We start from the raw sequence: 17,427 nt of genomic DNA on the forward strand, positions 1-17,427 counted from the left end.
CTATATAAGCTACTACTCTTTGCCTTAAATCTAAACTGTAAGCCATTGTTTAAACCTGTTCATTTTATACACCCCATAATTTTACATTAAATTCTCTCATCGTTAATTGAAATGACTATAGTCATCATGCTATTTGCCTCTTTAATTCTAAGGATTTTTATCTTATTGCATTACACCAATACTTGCAGTGTTTTCATGCGAATGGCAAAATCATAGCTTTTCTAATAATCTGGAGAATAGACCTTGGCTATACTCTCACCGTGAGCCTGTATATTGGAAACTAATTCTGGAGGACAAATGAACTTAACTTGATCGCCGAAGCCAATTATCCAACGCCGAAAATCAACGTCGTCTAACATCCACTTGGGCAGAATAACTTGGAAGCGATTCGGCAATTGTTCATCTCCCGTTTTGGGCAAGTTGTATGGGGCGGCATATTTGCGATGCTGGTCTCGGTCTAATTTGGGAGACATCCGCATTTGTTTGAGAGGAAAGCGTTTGTTTCCTTCACTGACAAAGCGAAACATATAATCTGAAAACCACAATTCAATTTCAATTTCGACGGACTTCTTCTGCTGAGCTTTATGGCTTAAGTAGTTTTTTTGGTCGGTGACGCTGTTCCCTAAAAAGATGCCACCGCAGGACTGATAGAGAGTTTCTAGTTTTTGCAGTGCAAGGATTTGTTCTTCTGGTGACCGTGCGATGGGAATAACTTTGCTTAAAAATAATCGATCAATGCGCTCAAACTTGAATAGGCCAGATTGCTCGCCATCAGTCATTTCAAAGCCTAGGTACCAGCCGATGTTATGAAAGACTAACTGAATTGGATAAATTATAAAAAAGTTATCAGACTCCTTAGTGAAGCGTCCTACTCCTTTAAAATATTTAACTTCTAGTTGATAGGCGTTTTCAATGGCTTGCTCCACTTCATGGATCCTGCCAGCAAGAGAACTACAGGGTAAGCTATCTAAATCGACAATGTTGCGATTGTAAATGGCACGGACGGGATAGGTGGCTTTATTAAGTTTATAAGAATGGCTCAATCTTTCTTTAAAGCGTTCGTAAACGCCTAGTGCAAGGGGATCATCCAATCCATTTGCTTGAGCTTCTAGTAGTTTAAACGCCCGCAATAAATCTGATTCAGAGAGAATGCTAGTTCCTGCAAAATAGCCTCGTCGGAGGGAAATATTGGGGAGAATTTGGTAAGGTTTTAGAATTTTTTCAATGTCTTTTCTAATACTGTTGCCACTGTTAAATTCGACAATGCCTTGGGATTCTATTTCGTTGATGAAGGTTTGCTGAGCAGTAGCTTCTGGATTGTATAATAGCGAATTGTGGAGAATGAAGCGAATGGTCTTGATTAAGCGGCAGAAGGCATCTTTTTCCGAATAGGGATGGGTAATTAAATCAGTATCTTCTAGGGGACTTAATGCGATTTCTTTGAGGTTTTGGTTGATGCCAATAAGATTGTTACTTTCCAGCCAGTCTAAATCACGGTTGATAGCGTCTTTGTTTGCATAGATAGGATGGTGAATTTTGCTGATAATGGCGCAGATTTCATCGATTTCAGTCTCAAATGCTTGCTCTGTTCCTAAAATTGTTTTCAGTTGGTCGGAATCGGTATGTTGTAAGTTACCAATGCCGGGATAGTGAATGATCAGGCTAATCAGGTGCATTAGGCGATCAAAGTCCAGTAGTCGGGAGTATTGATGCAGTTCTACTTTGCGGTTTTGGGTACGATTCCGACGGTTGATTTGACTACGGGAGACTTTAGCCAGTTGATTGTCTAATTTACTGAGGTCGAGACTACCATCTTTAAAGGGAATATCAATAACAGCAGTAAAGCCTTCAGCGGGAATGGGGGGAAATTGCTTTAAGTCTTGGAAATAGTCGTCAATGACAAATTCTGGAACTTGGCGATCGCGTTGTTGGTTCCATTGTTTACAGGTGTCTAATGGGGTTTTGAGATGTATGCCGATAATATCAATATCGCCAAGTTGTTTAATTTTTTGGATTAGTTCTATGCGCCAGGGTCGTTTGGCGTTGGTAGCATCGTAAATAACCGAATGACCAGCATCGATGTTTTCTTTAAGTTGTCTAAAGACTTCATTTTCAACTTGCTCCCAGTTACCCTGAATAGATTCTTTGCCAAATAATCCGGCACGAGTTTTATCAGTGGAGATTATTTGATAGGTAGGATTTTGTTTGACAAGGTTATCTGCGACGGTGGATTTACCGCTAGATGGATAACCAATTAGAAAAAGTATTGAACAACTCATTATTTTTCAAGAATTTTGAAGGGAGCCAAATATTTTTTAATTTATAGATTTACTTTCTGTAGAAATCTCATCTGAGCTACTAGAAGGTTCAGATTGTTCACCGTTAGCTTTTTCTATAGGCTCTGGAATCTCTGTAGATTTTGAATTAAAACTATTGATCAATTGCGGGCGAGGTATAAGTTTTGGTTTACTTTTTGTGAGATTTGCCACTGAGATACTAGAAGGTTCAGATTCTTCACTGTTATCTTTTTTCAGAGGTTCTAAAGCTTTTTTCAGATCTGTATCAGAACTATTAACTGGTGTGTTGGGACAGGTTGACAAAAATTCACAAATGCTAGTCATAAACTGTCTTAAATCTTTGATTACTTCATCATAATTTTCCTGTTGAAAGAAAGCAGTAATTTCATTTTGATTAAGTGATGTTTTAGATGCTTTTCCAATTTTATTATATTGATTTAGCTCAATTGATACAACATTTAATTCTTGTTTATTGGTATAGATCTTGCCATGTATTTCTTCGTACTTTAAATAGTTATTAACTGTGAGATATAATTGATTTGAAGTTTCCCGTTTTGAGTTGAATGTCAATTGACCAGCTTTATTGTCAAGACTAATAAAGTCTTTAATGTTTTTGATCTTTTTCTCTAGTAATTCATGAGATAAATCTTTTTTTAGTCGAATAATTGATTCATATTTTGTTCTTGGTTTTAAAATTTTTGTTTCGTCAAAAATCACTTCTTGATCAAGTTTATTTGCTAAGAATTCTTCATCTTTTAGACTCTGCAAATCAAATCTAAATACTAAACCTGCATTTGTTGAATAGGGCTTATAAAAACAATTAATTTCAAAGCCTTTATCTTTAACTTTATCAGTAAGGATATTCATAACTTCTTCGTTACTTCTGTTGTTAAGTGACCATTCGGGCAAAAGAATAGTAATCGACATAATAGATGAAAAGAAAATAGTACTAAAATTAGAAAGTAAGAATTAAACAAGAATAATTATTAACGATAATCGAAAAAATAAGAAGAAATATTTTCTGCTAACCTAACGACGAAGCATGGCTTTATCTCGATGAGAACCTAAATTTCTAATTTTAAAGATTAATGATATAGATTTATTTGAGTTAATTACATTGATACTAGCTAAGCAAAAATCTATTTTTTGTTGAATATTCTTAATCTTTAATTGCTCGTTTTTACTCAATATTTTTATTTCCGTGGGCTTGTCATACTCTCTATCTAAAATCTCTATTTGTCCAAATTCTTCCATTTTTAAAATAAATTCATCTATTAACAGTTCCACTTGTAGTGAAGCGTATCTACAGAACTCTCGAAAGTCATTCTTCATTCTAGCTCTAACCATCATTCGACAATCATATCTAAGTTGATCTTTAAGATCAGAGTTTTCTGCTTTTTTTAAGTAGTCTAAAGAGAAATAATCTATAGATTGCAAAAGCTTGTTAACCTGACGATATCCTTCATAATCTGTAACCTTGATATAGTTTTCAATCTTCACAAGAAGTTCATTAATAACATCAATGCTTTGAGATATTTCTTTCTCAGACATAGTAGCTACTTGACCTCATTAGATTCATCAATAAAACTAGACTAGGCTAGAAAGATTTTTAAATTCTTTGGATAGCTTGACATAAAGGGAATCATTTTTCCCCTTTACCATCCCCAAAAACTCGATTTTTCCCTTAAGCACCTGCTTAAAGTTAACTTCGCCCTTAACGGCTAATCGAGCCTTAGTATTATATTTTTGACGATATTCTCTTTCCGCTGCCGCTAAACCAAACTTCGCCCAAGCATGGAGCATTGCCCGAATTTGTCGCACGTAAGTCCGTTTAACATTGGGAAATTCATTGGTGGTTAATCCTGTTACCTCCTGGTGATTTCCTCGTACTTGAAGTCTTATCTTCTTTTCATTAATGTTAAAGCCATTATCCGCAATGATCCCCAAAAGGCGATCGCCAAGTAACAATTTGTCACCATCCTCGGTTTCAATGGCATAGGCCAACGCTTCGGGAAACTCCTTAAGGGTTGTAGAAAAAGTAATATCGTCTGCGTAGCGGGTATAGGTTGCTCGGCACTCCTTCGCCAAACGCTGTAACTGGCTATCCATCTTGGCACAGAGCATATTGGTGATGATTGGAGAAGTCGGCGCACCTTGGGGCAACTTATTCTCGTGACAACAAATTTGTGCTAACACAGTAGCCACCGAAGCTGGCAAATTATAGGGTACATTCATGAATAGACCCCGCACCCGTCCGAAATTAACTGTGCCAAAAAAATCTGCCAAATCCAAGTTCAACACAAAACGCTTACCCGCATGGGCCTTGGCATTGGTGACAATATTTTTACCTGGTACAAAACCGTGAGCAGAAGGTTTTACCTCATAAACTGTTGTCAGGACTTGGTTCAGCTTCCACTGAATAATCTTCAAAGCACTAATTGGCGTTGAAATTGTCCGCTCTCCCCCCGTTTTTTTAGGAAGTGTAAATGTTTTATATTTTTGCTCTGTAGGCACATGATAAATGTGATGGGCTAACCGCCGATAGTCCAAATTCAGTAATCGAGCAACATCGTCTGGTGTTTGTAATGCTAAAAACTTTTGCCTTAACTCCGTTTGGGAACCGGGCAATACAAATCTTTCTTTCGCTTGAGCCTGGCGATCTAATGGATGAACTTTAACTTTATTTTCTATAACACTGGGCAACATTTGTTATTTCCTCACAACAATTTATCAATCAACAAAAATTAAAAGCTTGCGGTACTATACCAACTTATAACCCTTTGTTCTTGAACAACGAGTCTTGAACAGTATGGAGGTAAAGCTAACCGGGCAATACACCGTCGCAGGATCAACAACGGAAATCTATACTTATGCCGCAAGCTATGGGAGCTAAGGGTTTCACATTGGCGTGTAATGCCTGTGACTTAACTAAGTTTCATCATACCTTAAGCAATCCTTTCCATAATAGATTTGATGCGATTGACAAACCATTAGGAATCATTGCTCGTAGCCCATAGGCGATCGCCTCATAAACAGGATAGAAATACTCCCAAAGGAGGATCACTTGCAGAGGTATTCTAACTTTGTCTCTTCTCTCTGTTTTACTTTTTACATAGCGGACGCTAGAAAATAGCTAACTTTCCGGTAATGCCAAAAAAGCAACGTAAGGCTGACCATTAGTATGCCGTCGCAGGATCAACAACGGAAATCAATACTTTATCTGCAAGTGATTTTTTTACTGGAAGCATGGAATCACCGTAAACGAGACCCAATTTTCCTGACATTCCTATGGTAAAACAGTTCAAGAAAGTTTTGATATATTTCATGCGAACGAGGAAAGAAGAAGGATCTGCTATGGTGGGCAAGGCAAAAATTGGCATAATTGAATCTCATTCTTCACTAATTTCTGTTTTGCTCACCCCTTCTTTCCTTTTCCTTGAGGTCGCCAGATAACCTATGGCTGAACGTATTCAAAAATTGCTTTCCCAGTGGGGTATTGCCTCCCGTCGCCATGCGGAGGAAATGATTCTGGCGGGGCGGGTCAGCGTCAATGGCAAAGTGGCTAACCTGGGGGATAAGGCCGATCCCCAGCGGGATTTTTTATCAGTGGATGGCAAACAAATTAAAGCTGATAATCGGCCTCGGGACATTTATTTATTGGTTAATAAACCAAGGGATGTGCTGTCCACCTGTGACGATCCCCGGGGCCGAAAAACAGTGCTGGATTTACTGCCCCAGGACTTACAGCGGGGCAAAGGACTACATCCCGTTGGCCGGTTAGACCGTAATTCCACTGGCGCTCTCCTGCTTACCAATGATGGCGAATTGACTCTGCGGCTGACCCATCCCCGTTACCATTTGCCCAAAACCTATGACGTTTGGTTAGAAGGTAATCCCAGTGATGAAGATCTGGAAAAGTGGCGATCGGGCATGATGCTAGATGGCAAAAAAACCCTACCGGCTACCCTAGAGGTAATTTCCGAAAATAAAGACCAGATTCACCTGCTAGTTACCCTGACAGAGGGACGTAATCGCCAAATTCGTCGTTTAGCAGAAGAATTGGGATTGACGGTGCTGAAGCTCCATCGCCGCACCATTGGCCCCCTACAGTTGCATACCAGGGGCAAAGTTCTGGGTAGTGGGCAATTTCGTTTTCTTTCCCCGGCGGAAATTCGACTGTTGAAAAAACAGGTCAATCTGCGGTAGGGTGGTTTCGCACAATTGTATTGTTAGTGTTATTCAATCTCCCTATTTTCTTCCCCATGACCCGCGCCAAATTACTGCAACCGGATTTAGTTTTGGGCAAAACCATTGTGGAATTGTCCCCGGCCATTCTCGATCGCCATGGGGTCAAGGGTTTAGTGTTGGATGTGGACGAAACCCTGGTACCTTTTCGGGGGGATCAAGTTTCCGAGGAACTCCAGGCTTGGATTGATCCCATTAAGGCCAAACTGCCCATTTGGTTGGTGAGCAACAATATGAGCGAGTCCCGCATTGGGGGAGTGGCCCAAACCCTGGATTTACCTTTCCTTTATGGGGCGGCTAAACCGTCTCGCCGTAAACTTCGTCAGGCCATTGCCGAAATGCAATTGCCGGTGGAATCCGTTGCCATGGTGGGCGATCGCCTGTTTACCGATGTGCTGGCAGGGAATCGTTTGGGCATGTTCACCATTTTGGTGGAGCCAATGGAGTTGCCCGGTAAACCCCTCTATCCCTGGTCGATTAGGAATATTGAAGTCTGGCTTTCCCAGAAACTAGGGGTGACTTTGCAGGGCATTTTTGAATAAACCCAGCTACAGCAAGGAAAACAGATTTGAAATGCTAGTCAAGGCAAAAGTCAATCCCCGTAGGCTATAATTCTGTTACAAAACTTAATAAGAAATGATTATGAGAATTATAAAGAGAATCTTAAAAAAAGCGGCGATCGCCTGGGGATCAGCCATAATTGATCCAACGAAATAACACGGGGTCACCTTTATAAAGACCCTTAACATAATAAAAAACACGGGGATCAGGTCATTTTGGCTTGATCCCTTTAAAATTGTGGCAATTTAGCTAAAGAATCATTCCTTGGATTTTCTTTTACTGGTCAGTCCAAAAATGTCAAGAAAAGCAAACAAAATTTAGGAACAATTGTCAGGTCTAGCCTATGTTGAACTTCAGCGGATAACGCCTTGGGTGACAGGGCGGATGTCACTGCCGTCAAAGGTACCGGGATTACCACTCCAGTTAAAGTCGCTGATGCGTAGATTGATCGAACCCACCTGCAGTTGGGGGTTGTAGCGCAGTTGGATGTTGTAGGTGCGGCGGCTATATTCCAACACGTAATCGGTGCTAATTTCTTCGTTGGCAGTCAGACTGTAGGCTCCCTGCACCCCGAACCTTAGTGGGCCGTAAATTTGTTGGGTCAGGCCAAAGCTCAGTATTTCCGTGTCGGCAAAGCGGTCAAAGAAAAAGGGAGACGCATCGCCCCGAATACCTTGGGAATAACCAATGTTAAAACCGGTGTAGTCCAAATAGGGTTTGGAGAAGTTACCAAATTGTCCAAAAAAACCGACGCTGCCGGTGAGGGAAGGTTGGGTACTGCCATCGCCGTAATAACTACCCACCCCGGTAATGCCAGTGTTAAACACCACGTAGGGTACCACCACATTGGGGCTATAGCGCAGACCCTCTTCGGCGGTGGGGGGGAGTGATTCCCCAGCCCAAAGCACAAAGTATTTCGTTAAGGATGCCGCCGCCTGCAAGCGCATCAGGCTAACTAAGTTATCTCCGGTGGTGGGGTTAATTAATTCCTGGCGATCGGTGCTGGCTTCCACACTTTGAACCGAAGCCTGGTAATTGAGGGCCCAACTGGGATCTTCAAAGGGATTAATGGTGGGGGAAACCAGGATCGCCCCCACACTGCTTTGCACCGTTTGGAAACCGAGGGAGCCATTGTATAAACGCTCGCGGTAGTTGTACTCAAACCTTAGATCGTAGGGATTGCCCAAATCCCCCAGTTTATTTTGCACCGCCAATTTAGCCCGCAGGGAATTGTCGATGGAATCTAAGTTGAGGTTGGAAAAGTTGAGGGTATTAAGTAAATTGAGTCTTTCGTTAAAATTGACGTTCAACTCCGTAATTAAACCAAAGGCGGCGGGACATAGGGCACAAACCTCTGCATCACTCTGGTTAGCTACGGGGAAAGCATCGGGAAAAAATACCTTTTGTATTAAATATTGAGGCTTAACTTGAAAGGTGACATTTTCCGTGTCGATGGGGGTGAAATTGCCTTGGAGGTATAAACCGCCCCGGTCTTCTCCGTCATAGCCAATGCTGATCAATCCCGGTTGGCGATCGCGGCGATCGATGGTAAGTCGGTCTTGGAAGGGCAAAGACGTGGTTTGATCCAGCAATACCCGGGAGCCAGTCAATTTTAATTCATCCACTTCCGGGGCGACGTTGTAGTAATCGGCGGTTTCCGCTTGCACCTCCAATTCCGGCGGGTTAAACGGATCATTGGTGATGCGGACTTTTTTGGCCCGCCAACCATCGGCGTCAAAATCCACCTGCTCCGCTTGAAACCGGAGGCGATTAACTTGGCCCCCAGTTTCTGTCTGGCTGGCACTCTGGGCCCCTGGGGTACTGGCTCCAATGCCCGTGCTAAAACCTTCTTGTCCCACTACGTTGGTGACGGGCTGGTTGATGGCCAGGCGATCGTTCAAACTTTGGTTGGACACAATGGGGTTACCAAAGTCAGTGGGTACAGTTTGGGCAAAGTCCCGGGCGGTGCTGGGCTGGTAAATTTCCCCGTTGGCGTCGTAAATTACCCCCTGGTTGAGCACAAAAAAGTATTCAAATCTTTGCCCCTGGAGGATTTGCTCCCCCCGCTTCAGGGTGACGTTACCTTCGGCCACCGCAAATCGATCGGGCAAATTAACTCGCAGGCGATCGGCCAGTAGTAACCCGTTAGCAAAACGCATGGTAACGTTACCGGTGGCAGTGACTATTTCCCGATTGCTATCGAACTCTTGGTGATCAGAAATTAATTCAATTACTTCTGGAGCAATGGGTACGTCATTCTCCTCCGTGGCCGGAATGGGGGAACTATCTAAGAATTGATTTGGCTCCGGGTCATTTTCCGTCGCCTCTGGGGATGGGGAAGCTCCGGGGTCAATTTCCAAGACTTCACCGATCGCCTCTTGGCCCTGTTCAATGGCGGGCTCAGCCTCACCCGTGGGCCCGGTAATCACTTCCAGCTCCGAGTCGCTGGGGGGGGTGATCAAATACTCCTGAATTTCCCCATCCCGGGATTGACTGATAATTTTCTTGGCCGTGGCAATGGGGACTTCCACAGACGGATCGCCGATTTTACCGTCTGGCATAACGGGGGCACCCCCGAGGGATAAACCAGAGTTGGGGTTAAGGTAAAGATCCTTAGCTGAAGCTTGGGCGATCGCCGGATCCGCCGATGGAGGGGTGGACGAGGAAAGTGTTGCCCCGTCAGTTGCCAGCATTTCTTCAGTCTCCCTCGGACTGATCACTTCAATGGGTACCGGAGGAGGGGGAGGGGAAACAATAGGGGGCATTTAAATCGACGAACTAAACGCCAACGCTAACATTTGCTTTGTTTGGACTGAGATAAAGCTAAGGCTAACCGGGCTTGGTTAACAAGGGGGACGAACAATTGCCAGAAATCGTTTCGTCTGTGGCCCCAGTGACAAAAAACTCTCCGGTGGGGGAGAGTAATCAGGTTCCAATCTACCCTTGGCACCAAAATTAGTCTAGGGAGAGAAGGAAGAATTTTGGGCTAAAGCTTATTCAAAGTCTTTGCGGCCAGGGTTCCGGGTGGGGTCACTGGAAAGAAAGCCGAAGATAAATAAGGAAATAAACAAGCCAACAACGATATAAACGGCGATTTTAAGGGTTAACATAAATTCTCCTTGTTAAATGCAAAGGCGTAGCAAAGCTTAATTTGGGTAAAAATCCGGGCGCAGAAACCATTCTACCTTGCCTACTTTACCCCATTTCGGTCTAGGCTTTGGGGAGATAGCCGGGGAATTTCCACCGCTGAAGGAGCACACCATGGGCTTAAACAATCTTGAACAATTACTGGGCCGCCTGGGGCGATCGCCGGGGTGGGAACAACTGCGCCGTTACCAATTGGTCAAAGAAGCTTGGCAGAAGGTGATTAATCCCCGTTTGCATGACTGTACTAAACCCCTAGGTATCCAGCGGGACGTACTGACAGTGGCGGTTATCTCCCCAGCTCTGGCCCAAAATCTTCAACTCCAACGCATTAATCTTTTAGCCCAACTGAATCGAGAATTGCCGGAGCCCTTGGCTGATCTGCGCTTTTCCCCCCTTCATTGGCACCAACAACATTCAGGCAAACCGCCAGAAGCTTCTGCCCCCATGCCCCGGCCTGCCCCTCCCCCTCCTGGCGATCGTCGAGAAAAAGTCACTAGTGCGGCGGAAGCCTTGGATCAATGGTTGACAACTTTGAAAAAACGAGCCCAGGTTTTGCAACCCTGTCCCCAATGCGGCAGTGCGGTCAATCCAGGGGAAATCGAGCGCTGGGGCCGCTGTAGTGTCTGTGCAAGGCAACCCTGGCAGGAAATTTTTTCCCAATCCCGGCCGGAAAAAGATGGAAGTCATTAGGTTTAGTTTTCTATACGAGGCAGTTGTCAACCGATAGGAGTGTCAACACCATGTTCAAACTCTAGATTATGCCGAAAGATAAAGCTTTGATTAAGTCCAGTTAAGAAACTATGGGGATTGGCTCCATTCCCCAGAAAAACCTTTAAGATGGGTGGGATCTTTGCACTCTGGACGTTGCTGCCCCCGGCGATCGCCATGGGTAGGGGAAGCTTTTTTCCCCTGTTGCCGTCAATGGATTCCGTGAGTCCGGTTTACCTTTCCGCCGTCCCCCAGGTTTATGTTGCTGAGTATCTCCAACGTTTTCATCAAAAACCCCGTGCTGACTACGGTGTGCACCATCGTGATCATCCTCCTCGGGGCGATCGCCTTACCCCTCCTGCCCCTGGCCAAACTGCCAGACATGGCCCCCAAACAGGTGCAGGTAACCACTAACTATGTGGGCTCCGATGCCCAAACTGCAGTGGATAATGTCACCACTGTGCTAGAGCGGCAGATTAACGGTACGGAGCAAGTCATTTATATGAACTCCTATACCGATAACACCGGCACTAGTACCATCAACGTCTATTTTCCGGTGGAAATGGACCGCAACATTGCCCAGGTATTGGTGCAAAACAATGTGGCGATCGCCTCCTCCAGCCTGCCGGAAGCAGTGAACCGTCAAGGGGTAACCACCCAAACCCAGTCTCCCTCTGTGACCATTGCCTATGGGGTTTATGCGGAAAACGACGAGCAAGGCAAACCTATTTATGACGATGTTTTTGTCAGCAACTTTGTGGACCGGGTACTGCTAGATGAAATTAAACGAATTGACGGGGTAGGCTCCGCTGCCATCATTGGAGCATCCGAATATGCCATGCGGTTTTGGTTAGACCCTGACGCCCTAGCAGCTAGGGATTTAACCGCCTCAGATGTCCTTGATGCCATCCGTAACCAGAACGTGCAAGTGGGGGTCGGGGGAGTTAACCTGCCGCCGGTAACCAACCAACAGCGTTTCCAGATTAACGCCCGGGCCCTAAGTCGCTTTACCACCCCGGAAGAAGCGGAACAAATTGTCGTCAAAGTGGGAGAAGACGGTGGCTTAATCCGTATTAAAGATGTGGGGCGGGCCACCATTGGGACCCAAAACTACATTCAAACTGCTCTGTTCAACAATGCCCCGGCCGTGGCTTTTGTTATCTACCAGTTACCTGGCACCAACGCCCTAGACACGGCCAACATGGTCAAAGAAAAAATGGCCGAGTTGAAGCCCATGTTTCCACCGGGGTTAAACGCAGAAGTAGCCTTGGATAACACCTTGTTTGTGACCGCTTCCCTAGAGGAGGCAGTGATGACCCTGGTGGAGGCGATTTTGCTCGTAATCCTGGTCATCTTCATTTTTTTACAGAATTGGCGCACCACTCTCATCCCAGCCCTGGCCATTCCCGTATCTTTGATTGGGGCCATGGCCTTTGCCCTTGCCTTTGGTTTTAGCTTGAACCAGTTGACCCTGTTTGGGGTAATTCTGGCCACTGGTCTCGTGGTGGATGACGGTATTCTGGTGGTGGAGGCGATCGAAGTTAAATTAGACCAGGGCATGAAACCATTCCAGGCCGCCCTAGATGCTATGGGGGAACTTACGGGAGCAGTAATTTCCACGTCCCTGGTACTGATGGCGGTGTTCATTCCGGTCACCTTTTTCCCCGGTACCACGGGCATTGTTTATAAACAATTTGCGGTCATTATGGCTTCAGCAGTGGCCGTTTCTACCTTTAACGCCATTAGCTTTTCCCCCAGTATGTCCGCCATTCTCATGCGGCGGAAAAAGGAATCCCATGGACCCTTGGCGTGGTTCTTTGGGGTGTTTAACCGTAGTTTTGACTGGGTTAAGGAACGGTACGGAAGCATTATTGCGATGCTGATAAAGGTGAGACTGTTAGCTATCCCTGTCTACGTTGCCAGCATTGCCCTCACGGCCTTTGTCTATAATATGACCCCCACCGGCTTTATCCCGGAAGAAGACCAGGGCTATTTTTTCATGCTGGGCAATTCCCCCGCCGGAGTTTCCATTGAATACACCAAAGACGTTATATCCCAAGCTACGGAAATTGTTGCCGCCCGCGAGGAAGTGGAGCACGTCTTGGGTATGGGAGGATTTAGCTTTTTAGGCAATGACAGCAGTAAATCTCTCTTTTTTGTCAAGCTCAAAAACTGGGACGAACGCCCTGGACAAAAGGGGTCTGTGTTCGGCTTATTGGCCCAAATTAACCGGGAATTGGCACAAAAAATCCCTGATGCCCAGGTCTTTGCCGTTAATGCTCCCCCTGTGGATGGCTTGAGTAGTACAGGGGGGTTGGATTTTTATATTCAAAATCGTGGCAGTATTCCCCTGGACAACTTCCTCGATTACATCCAGCAATATATGGCTAAGTTGCGTCAAGAGCCGGCCTTGGATCCCCGCACCGTATTTACCCAGTTCACTTTTAACGCTCCCCTATTGGAAATTGGGGTGGATCGGGAGAAAGCCAATGCCCAAAATGTCGATATTTCGGAAGTGTTTAGCACCATTGGCACCTATATGGGTTCTAACTATATCAACCAGTTTGTGTTAGAGGGAAGGCTCTACCAAGTCTATGCTATGGCAGACGGACAGTTCCGTTCCAATCCCCGGGATATTGGTCGTCTTTATGTTCGTTCCCGCACTGGCGCTTTGGTGCAATTGAGTAATCTGGTAGATGTTAAGCAAACCACCCATCCACCGATTCTGACCCACTTCAATATCTACCCCGCTGTGGATGTGCAGGCATCCCCCGCCGCCGGTTACAGTACTGGTCAAGCCATGGAGGCCATGGAACGGTTATCCCAGGAGTTATTTCCTGAATCCATTGGCTATGCCTGGTATGGCACGGGCTATGAGGAATTACAATCCGCTGGGGCGGCACCGATCATTTTTGGTTTGGCTTTCATTATGGTTTTTCTGGTGCTGTCTGCCCAGTACGAAAGCTATGTGGATCCGGCCATCATTATGATGACGGTGCCCCTGGCAATTCTGGGGGCTATGGGAGCGATTCTCCTGCGGGCCAATTTTATGGTGGCGACCAACATGGTTTGGCCAGCGGTGAACAATAACGTCTATGCCCAAGTGGCATTGGTAATGTTGATTGGTCTAGCCAGTAAAAATGCCATTTTGATTGTGGAGTTTGCCAACCAGGCCATGGATTTGGGTATGAATATTCCCCAGGCGGCGGCCTTTGCGGCCAAGGAAAGGATGCGGCCAATTTTGATGACCGCCATTTCTGGGTTGGTGGGTTTCTGGCCATTGGTGATTGCATCCGGGGCGGGGGCCATGAGCCGTTGGTCTTTGGGAACAGCTATTTTTGGTGGTTATCTAATTTCCACCGTTCTTAGTTTGTTTTTGGTGCCGGTGCTTTACACCATTGTTAAAGAAGCGGAGGCCCGCTTTTTGAAGGGGGAGAAAGGGGAAGATGGCTCCAACCCTCCTCCTCCCTCCGGGGAAGATAATGGGGAGCCTGTCACTAACCCTAGCTAGCAAGATCAGCAGCAGGCAACCTAGACTAGAAAGTGAAGCCAATGGCTTTAGGGCAACTTAAACTCTGGAATTTTCCAGCTTGAGGGGGAGGCATTAACCCATGGCGATCGCCACTATTAATCCGGCCACGGGCCAAACGGTGCAGACTTTCATCGCCCATAGTCAGGTGGAAGTTAATGCCAAGCTGGATTTGGCCCAGGAAACATTCCAAAGTTTTCGCCATTTACCCTTTGCCCAACGGGGGCAATGGTTAAGAAAGGCGGCGGATATCCTCGAACAACGGCGGGATGAATGGGCCGCCCTGATGACCCTGGAAATGGGCAAACCGATCCCACAGGCGATCGCCGAAGTCAATAAATGTGCCCTGGTCTGTCGTTTTTATGCGGACAAAGCCGAGGAATTCTTAGCTGATGAAGTGGTGACCACCGATGCCAGCCACAGTTTCATTGCTTACCAGCCCCTGGGAGTAATTTTGGCGGTGATGCCCTGGAATTTCCCCTTTTGGCAAGTGTTCCGTTTTGCAGCCCCGGCTCTGATGGCGGGTAATGTGGGTCTGCTCAAACACGCTTCCAATGTGCCCCAATGTGCGTTGGCGATCGCCAAAATTTTCCAAACCGCCGGATTTCCCGAAGGAGCGTTTCAAACCCTATTGATTGGAGGCAAAGCGGCCAGTGAGTTGATGGCCGACGACCGCATCCAAGCAGGAACTTTAACCGGTAGTGAACCCGCTGGAGCTAGTTTCGCCAGCGCCGCCGCAGGGCAAATTAAAAAAACCGTGTTGGAATTGGGCGGTTCCGATCCCTTCATCGTCCTCGAAGATGCGGATTTAGACCAAGCCCTAAAAGTAGCTGTGCCAGCCCGGATGCAAAACAACGGCCAATCTTGCATTGCCGCTAAAAGATTCATTGTCCAAGCCAGTGTTGCTGAGGAATTTTTCCAACGTTTAACCAAAGCATTCCAAGCTCTTAAAGTAGGAGATCCCAGCCTCTCAACCACCGATATTGGGCCCCTAGCTACCCCTGATATTTTGGCGGACATTGTTGAGCAAGTAGGACAAACCATTGCTGCTGGAGCCCACTGTCGTTGTGGCGGCCAAGCCCTAGACCAACCGGGAAATTACTATCCTCCCACCCTGCTCACCAACGTTCCCCCCAACGCCCCTACCTACCGTCAGGAATTTTTTGGCCCCGTAGCCCTCGGATTTACTGTCGATAATTTAGAAGAGGCGATCGCCTTGGCCAATGACATTCCCTTTGGGTTGGGGGCCAGTGCATGGACAACTAACCCGGAAAATCAACAAAAACTAATCCGGGGCATAGAAGCCGGGGCTGTATTCATTAACGGTATGACTAAATCTGACCCCCGCATTCCCTTTGGGGGTATCAAGCGCTCTGGCTTTGGGCGGGAACTTGGCCGCATGGGCATTTTAGAATTTGTCAATGCTAAAACCGTTTGGATTGCTTAGTCCGCCACCATTTTCACATTATTGCTCTTCTATTCAGTGTAGGCGGTAAAGTCTATGGGAACTTCCAGTTTAAGGGCTGTCCCGTTAAATATGGCTTCGAGTTTTTGAAGCATAATTTTCTAACGTCTGTGGATTTTTTTAAGCATAGATTGACCTTCTGTTGGTCAAATTCTAGGGATTTTCATCCATATTCGGTTCATAGGGTAATTCAATGGTGAACATTGCTCCGCCAGTTTCATGGTTAGCTGCGGTTAAATTTCCCCCGTGGGCCAGGACAATTTCCTTGGCGATCGCCAAACCCAGGCCACTGCCATGGCGTTGACTATCGGGATGTAGGCGAGCACGGGAACTATCACCCCGATAAAGTCGCTCAAAAATGTAGGGTAAATCCCTTGGTTGAAATCCTAGGCCTTGATCCCTAATAATCATAGTGATCCCTTCTGTGCCTTGATTACCCTGCACAAAAATAGTCCCTTCCGGTGGGCTATATTTCAGCGTATTGTCCAAAATATTCATCAATACCTGCATCAGGCGATCGCCATCCCCCTCTAGGTTCAACTTGGTTGGCCCTTGGTAATCCAGGGTGATATTTTTCACCACGGCGATCGGGGTTAATCGCTCCCAGGTAATGGCGAGTAAATGGCGTAAATTAATCGGTTCTGGCTCGAGGTAAAGATTGGGATTAGCGGTTATTTGGGTTAAATGGAGCCAACTTTCCACCAAATTCTGCAAACGAGAAATCTCCTTCAACAACCGTTCGGCCCAGTCCCCATCTTCAGTGGGCAGTCGGGCCTGTAAACGTTCCGCAATCAAAGCCACCGCTGTTAAAGGGGTTCGTAACTCGTGGGCCAGATCGGAAAAAGCTTGATCCCTACCCTGGCGCAGGGCCGCTAAAGTTTGACGATTTTCCACAAATACGGCCACTTTGCCTTCTTTGAGGGGAAATCCCGATCCCCTGAGAAGAATCGACTCTGGTGTTAGTGGGCGGTGATTGCCCCAACCTTCCATGGCGGCGGTGAGGGGAGGAAAAAATGACCATTCCCGAGTCTGGTTAGTTTGGGTTTGCCGGGTACACTCAATTAATTGATCCAATTCGTAGGAGCGAATAAACTCCAAAAAAAGCCTGCGTTCCCCCGGTTGCCAATAACGGATATGTAGCAAACTTTCAGCCGCAGGATTACACCATTCCAAATTATTTTCCTGATCGATTAATAAATAACCGAGGGGAGAAAGGGACATTACTCCCCGCCAATGGGCAATGGTATCTAGATATTCCGCACAGAGATCATTTAAGTGATTAATTTCTCGCCGCACCAGGGACACAAGGGACAGGGAATGGGAAACTTCCTGGGTATCCGGCAGCCCAGTGAGCAATTTTTTAATTTTATTATTGAGCCGAAACCGTTCGATCGCCCCGATGCCAAAACCAATTGCCCCGCCGATCGCCAATGTAATTATTTCCATGTTCTAGCAGTTGCCTAGTCCGGAGCAGC

At 46.0% G+C, this 17,427-nt stretch carries 14 protein-coding genes; 6 read left to right on the forward strand and 8 right to left on the reverse strand.

Translation table 11 applies throughout. From position 1 onward, the window contains the following. Positions 1–221: 221 nt before the first annotated feature. The 5 genes from BWK47_RS10915 to BWK47_RS10935 form a co-directional block, all read right to left on the reverse strand. Entirely contained in the window at positions 222–2,279 is a 2,058-nt protein-coding gene (locus BWK47_RS10915; protein ID WP_162328658.1) for an AAA family ATPase, read from the reverse strand. Between the two features lie 36 nt (positions 2,280–2,315). After that, on the reverse strand, positions 2,316–3,224 hold the full coding sequence (locus tag BWK47_RS10920; protein ID WP_162328659.1) for a hypothetical protein: 909 nt from the start codon (positions 3,222–3,224) through the stop codon (positions 2,316–2,318). Between the two features lie 102 nt (positions 3,225–3,326). Continuing rightward, positions 3,327–3,848, reverse strand: a complete 522-nt coding sequence (locus tag BWK47_RS10925) for a hypothetical protein (RefSeq protein WP_162328660.1) — start codon at positions 3,846–3,848, stop codon at positions 3,327–3,329. 36 nt (positions 3,849–3,884) lie between these two features. Continuing rightward, on the reverse strand, positions 3,885–5,003 hold the full coding sequence (locus BWK47_RS10930) for a reverse transcriptase domain-containing protein (protein ID WP_162328661.1): 1,119 nt from the start codon (positions 5,001–5,003) through the stop codon (positions 3,885–3,887). Positions 5,004–5,473: 470 nt separating this feature from the next. Next, positions 5,474–5,677, reverse strand: a complete 204-nt coding sequence (locus BWK47_RS10935; protein WP_162328662.1) for a hypothetical protein — start codon at positions 5,675–5,677, stop codon at positions 5,474–5,476. 76 nt (positions 5,678–5,753) lie between these two features. Between BWK47_RS10935 and BWK47_RS10940 the strand changes: the two genes are divergently transcribed. Together BWK47_RS10940 and BWK47_RS10945 are read left to right on the forward strand one after the other, a co-directional pair. Next, positions 5,754–6,503, forward strand: a complete 750-nt coding sequence (locus BWK47_RS10940) for a pseudouridine synthase (RefSeq protein WP_162328663.1) — start codon at positions 5,754–5,756, stop codon at positions 6,501–6,503. A gap of 26 nt (positions 6,504–6,529) precedes the next feature. Continuing rightward, positions 6,530–7,084 (forward strand): YqeG family HAD IIIA-type phosphatase, encoded by a 555-nt coding sequence (locus tag BWK47_RS10945; RefSeq protein WP_010873311.1) that lies wholly within the window; start codon positions 6,530–6,532, stop codon positions 7,082–7,084. A gap of 372 nt (positions 7,085–7,456) precedes the next feature. On the opposite strand, the gene BWK47_RS10950 is transcribed toward BWK47_RS10945, so the two are convergent. Then, positions 7,457–9,868 (reverse strand): DUF3769 domain-containing protein, encoded by a 2,412-nt coding sequence (locus BWK47_RS10950; protein WP_162328664.1) that lies wholly within the window; start codon positions 9,866–9,868, stop codon positions 7,457–7,459. Between the two features lie 228 nt (positions 9,869–10,096). Next, complete coding sequence (locus BWK47_RS10955; RefSeq protein ID WP_010873313.1) at positions 10,097–10,213, reverse strand: photosystem II reaction center protein I; 117 nt, start codon at positions 10,211–10,213, stop codon at positions 10,097–10,099. A 76-nt stretch (positions 10,214–10,289) separates the two neighbouring features. Between BWK47_RS10955 and BWK47_RS10960 the strand changes: the two genes are divergently transcribed. The 4 genes from BWK47_RS10960 (at position 10,290) to BWK47_RS10970 (ending at position 15,934) form a co-directional block, all read left to right on the forward strand. Then, positions 10,290–10,940: a DUF721 domain-containing protein gene (locus BWK47_RS10960; RefSeq protein WP_237269610.1), complete on the forward strand. Its 651-nt coding sequence runs from the start codon at positions 10,290–10,292 to the stop codon at positions 10,938–10,940. A 147-nt stretch (positions 10,941–11,087) separates the two neighbouring features. Beyond that, the gene (locus tag BWK47_RS17125; protein ID WP_237269611.1) at positions 11,088–11,372 is read left to right on the forward strand and encodes a hypothetical protein; all 285 of its coding nucleotides are present in this window, start codon (positions 11,088–11,090) and stop codon (positions 11,370–11,372) included. Further along, positions 11,281–14,469, forward strand: a complete 3,189-nt coding sequence (locus tag BWK47_RS10965; RefSeq protein WP_237269612.1) for an efflux RND transporter permease subunit — start codon at positions 11,281–11,283, stop codon at positions 14,467–14,469. Before BWK47_RS17125 ends, BWK47_RS10965 begins: the two co-directional genes overlap by 92 nt. A 100-nt stretch (positions 14,470–14,569) precedes the next feature. Continuing rightward, positions 14,570–15,934: an NAD-dependent succinate-semialdehyde dehydrogenase gene (locus BWK47_RS10970; protein WP_162328666.1), complete on the forward strand. Its 1,365-nt coding sequence runs from the start codon at positions 14,570–14,572 to the stop codon at positions 15,932–15,934. Positions 15,935–16,105: 171 nt separating this feature from the next. Here BWK47_RS10970 and BWK47_RS10975 read toward each other — a convergent pair whose 3' ends face one another. Beyond that, complete coding sequence (locus tag BWK47_RS10975; protein WP_162328667.1) at positions 16,106–17,398, reverse strand: PAS domain-containing sensor histidine kinase; 1,293 nt, start codon at positions 17,396–17,398, stop codon at positions 16,106–16,108. Between the last annotated feature and the right edge of the window lie 29 nt (positions 17,399–17,427).

This window comes from Synechocystis sp. CACIAM 05 (assembly GCF_010222815.1).
Classification (GTDB): domain Bacteria; phylum Cyanobacteriota; class Cyanobacteriia; order Cyanobacteriales; family Microcystaceae; genus Synechocystis.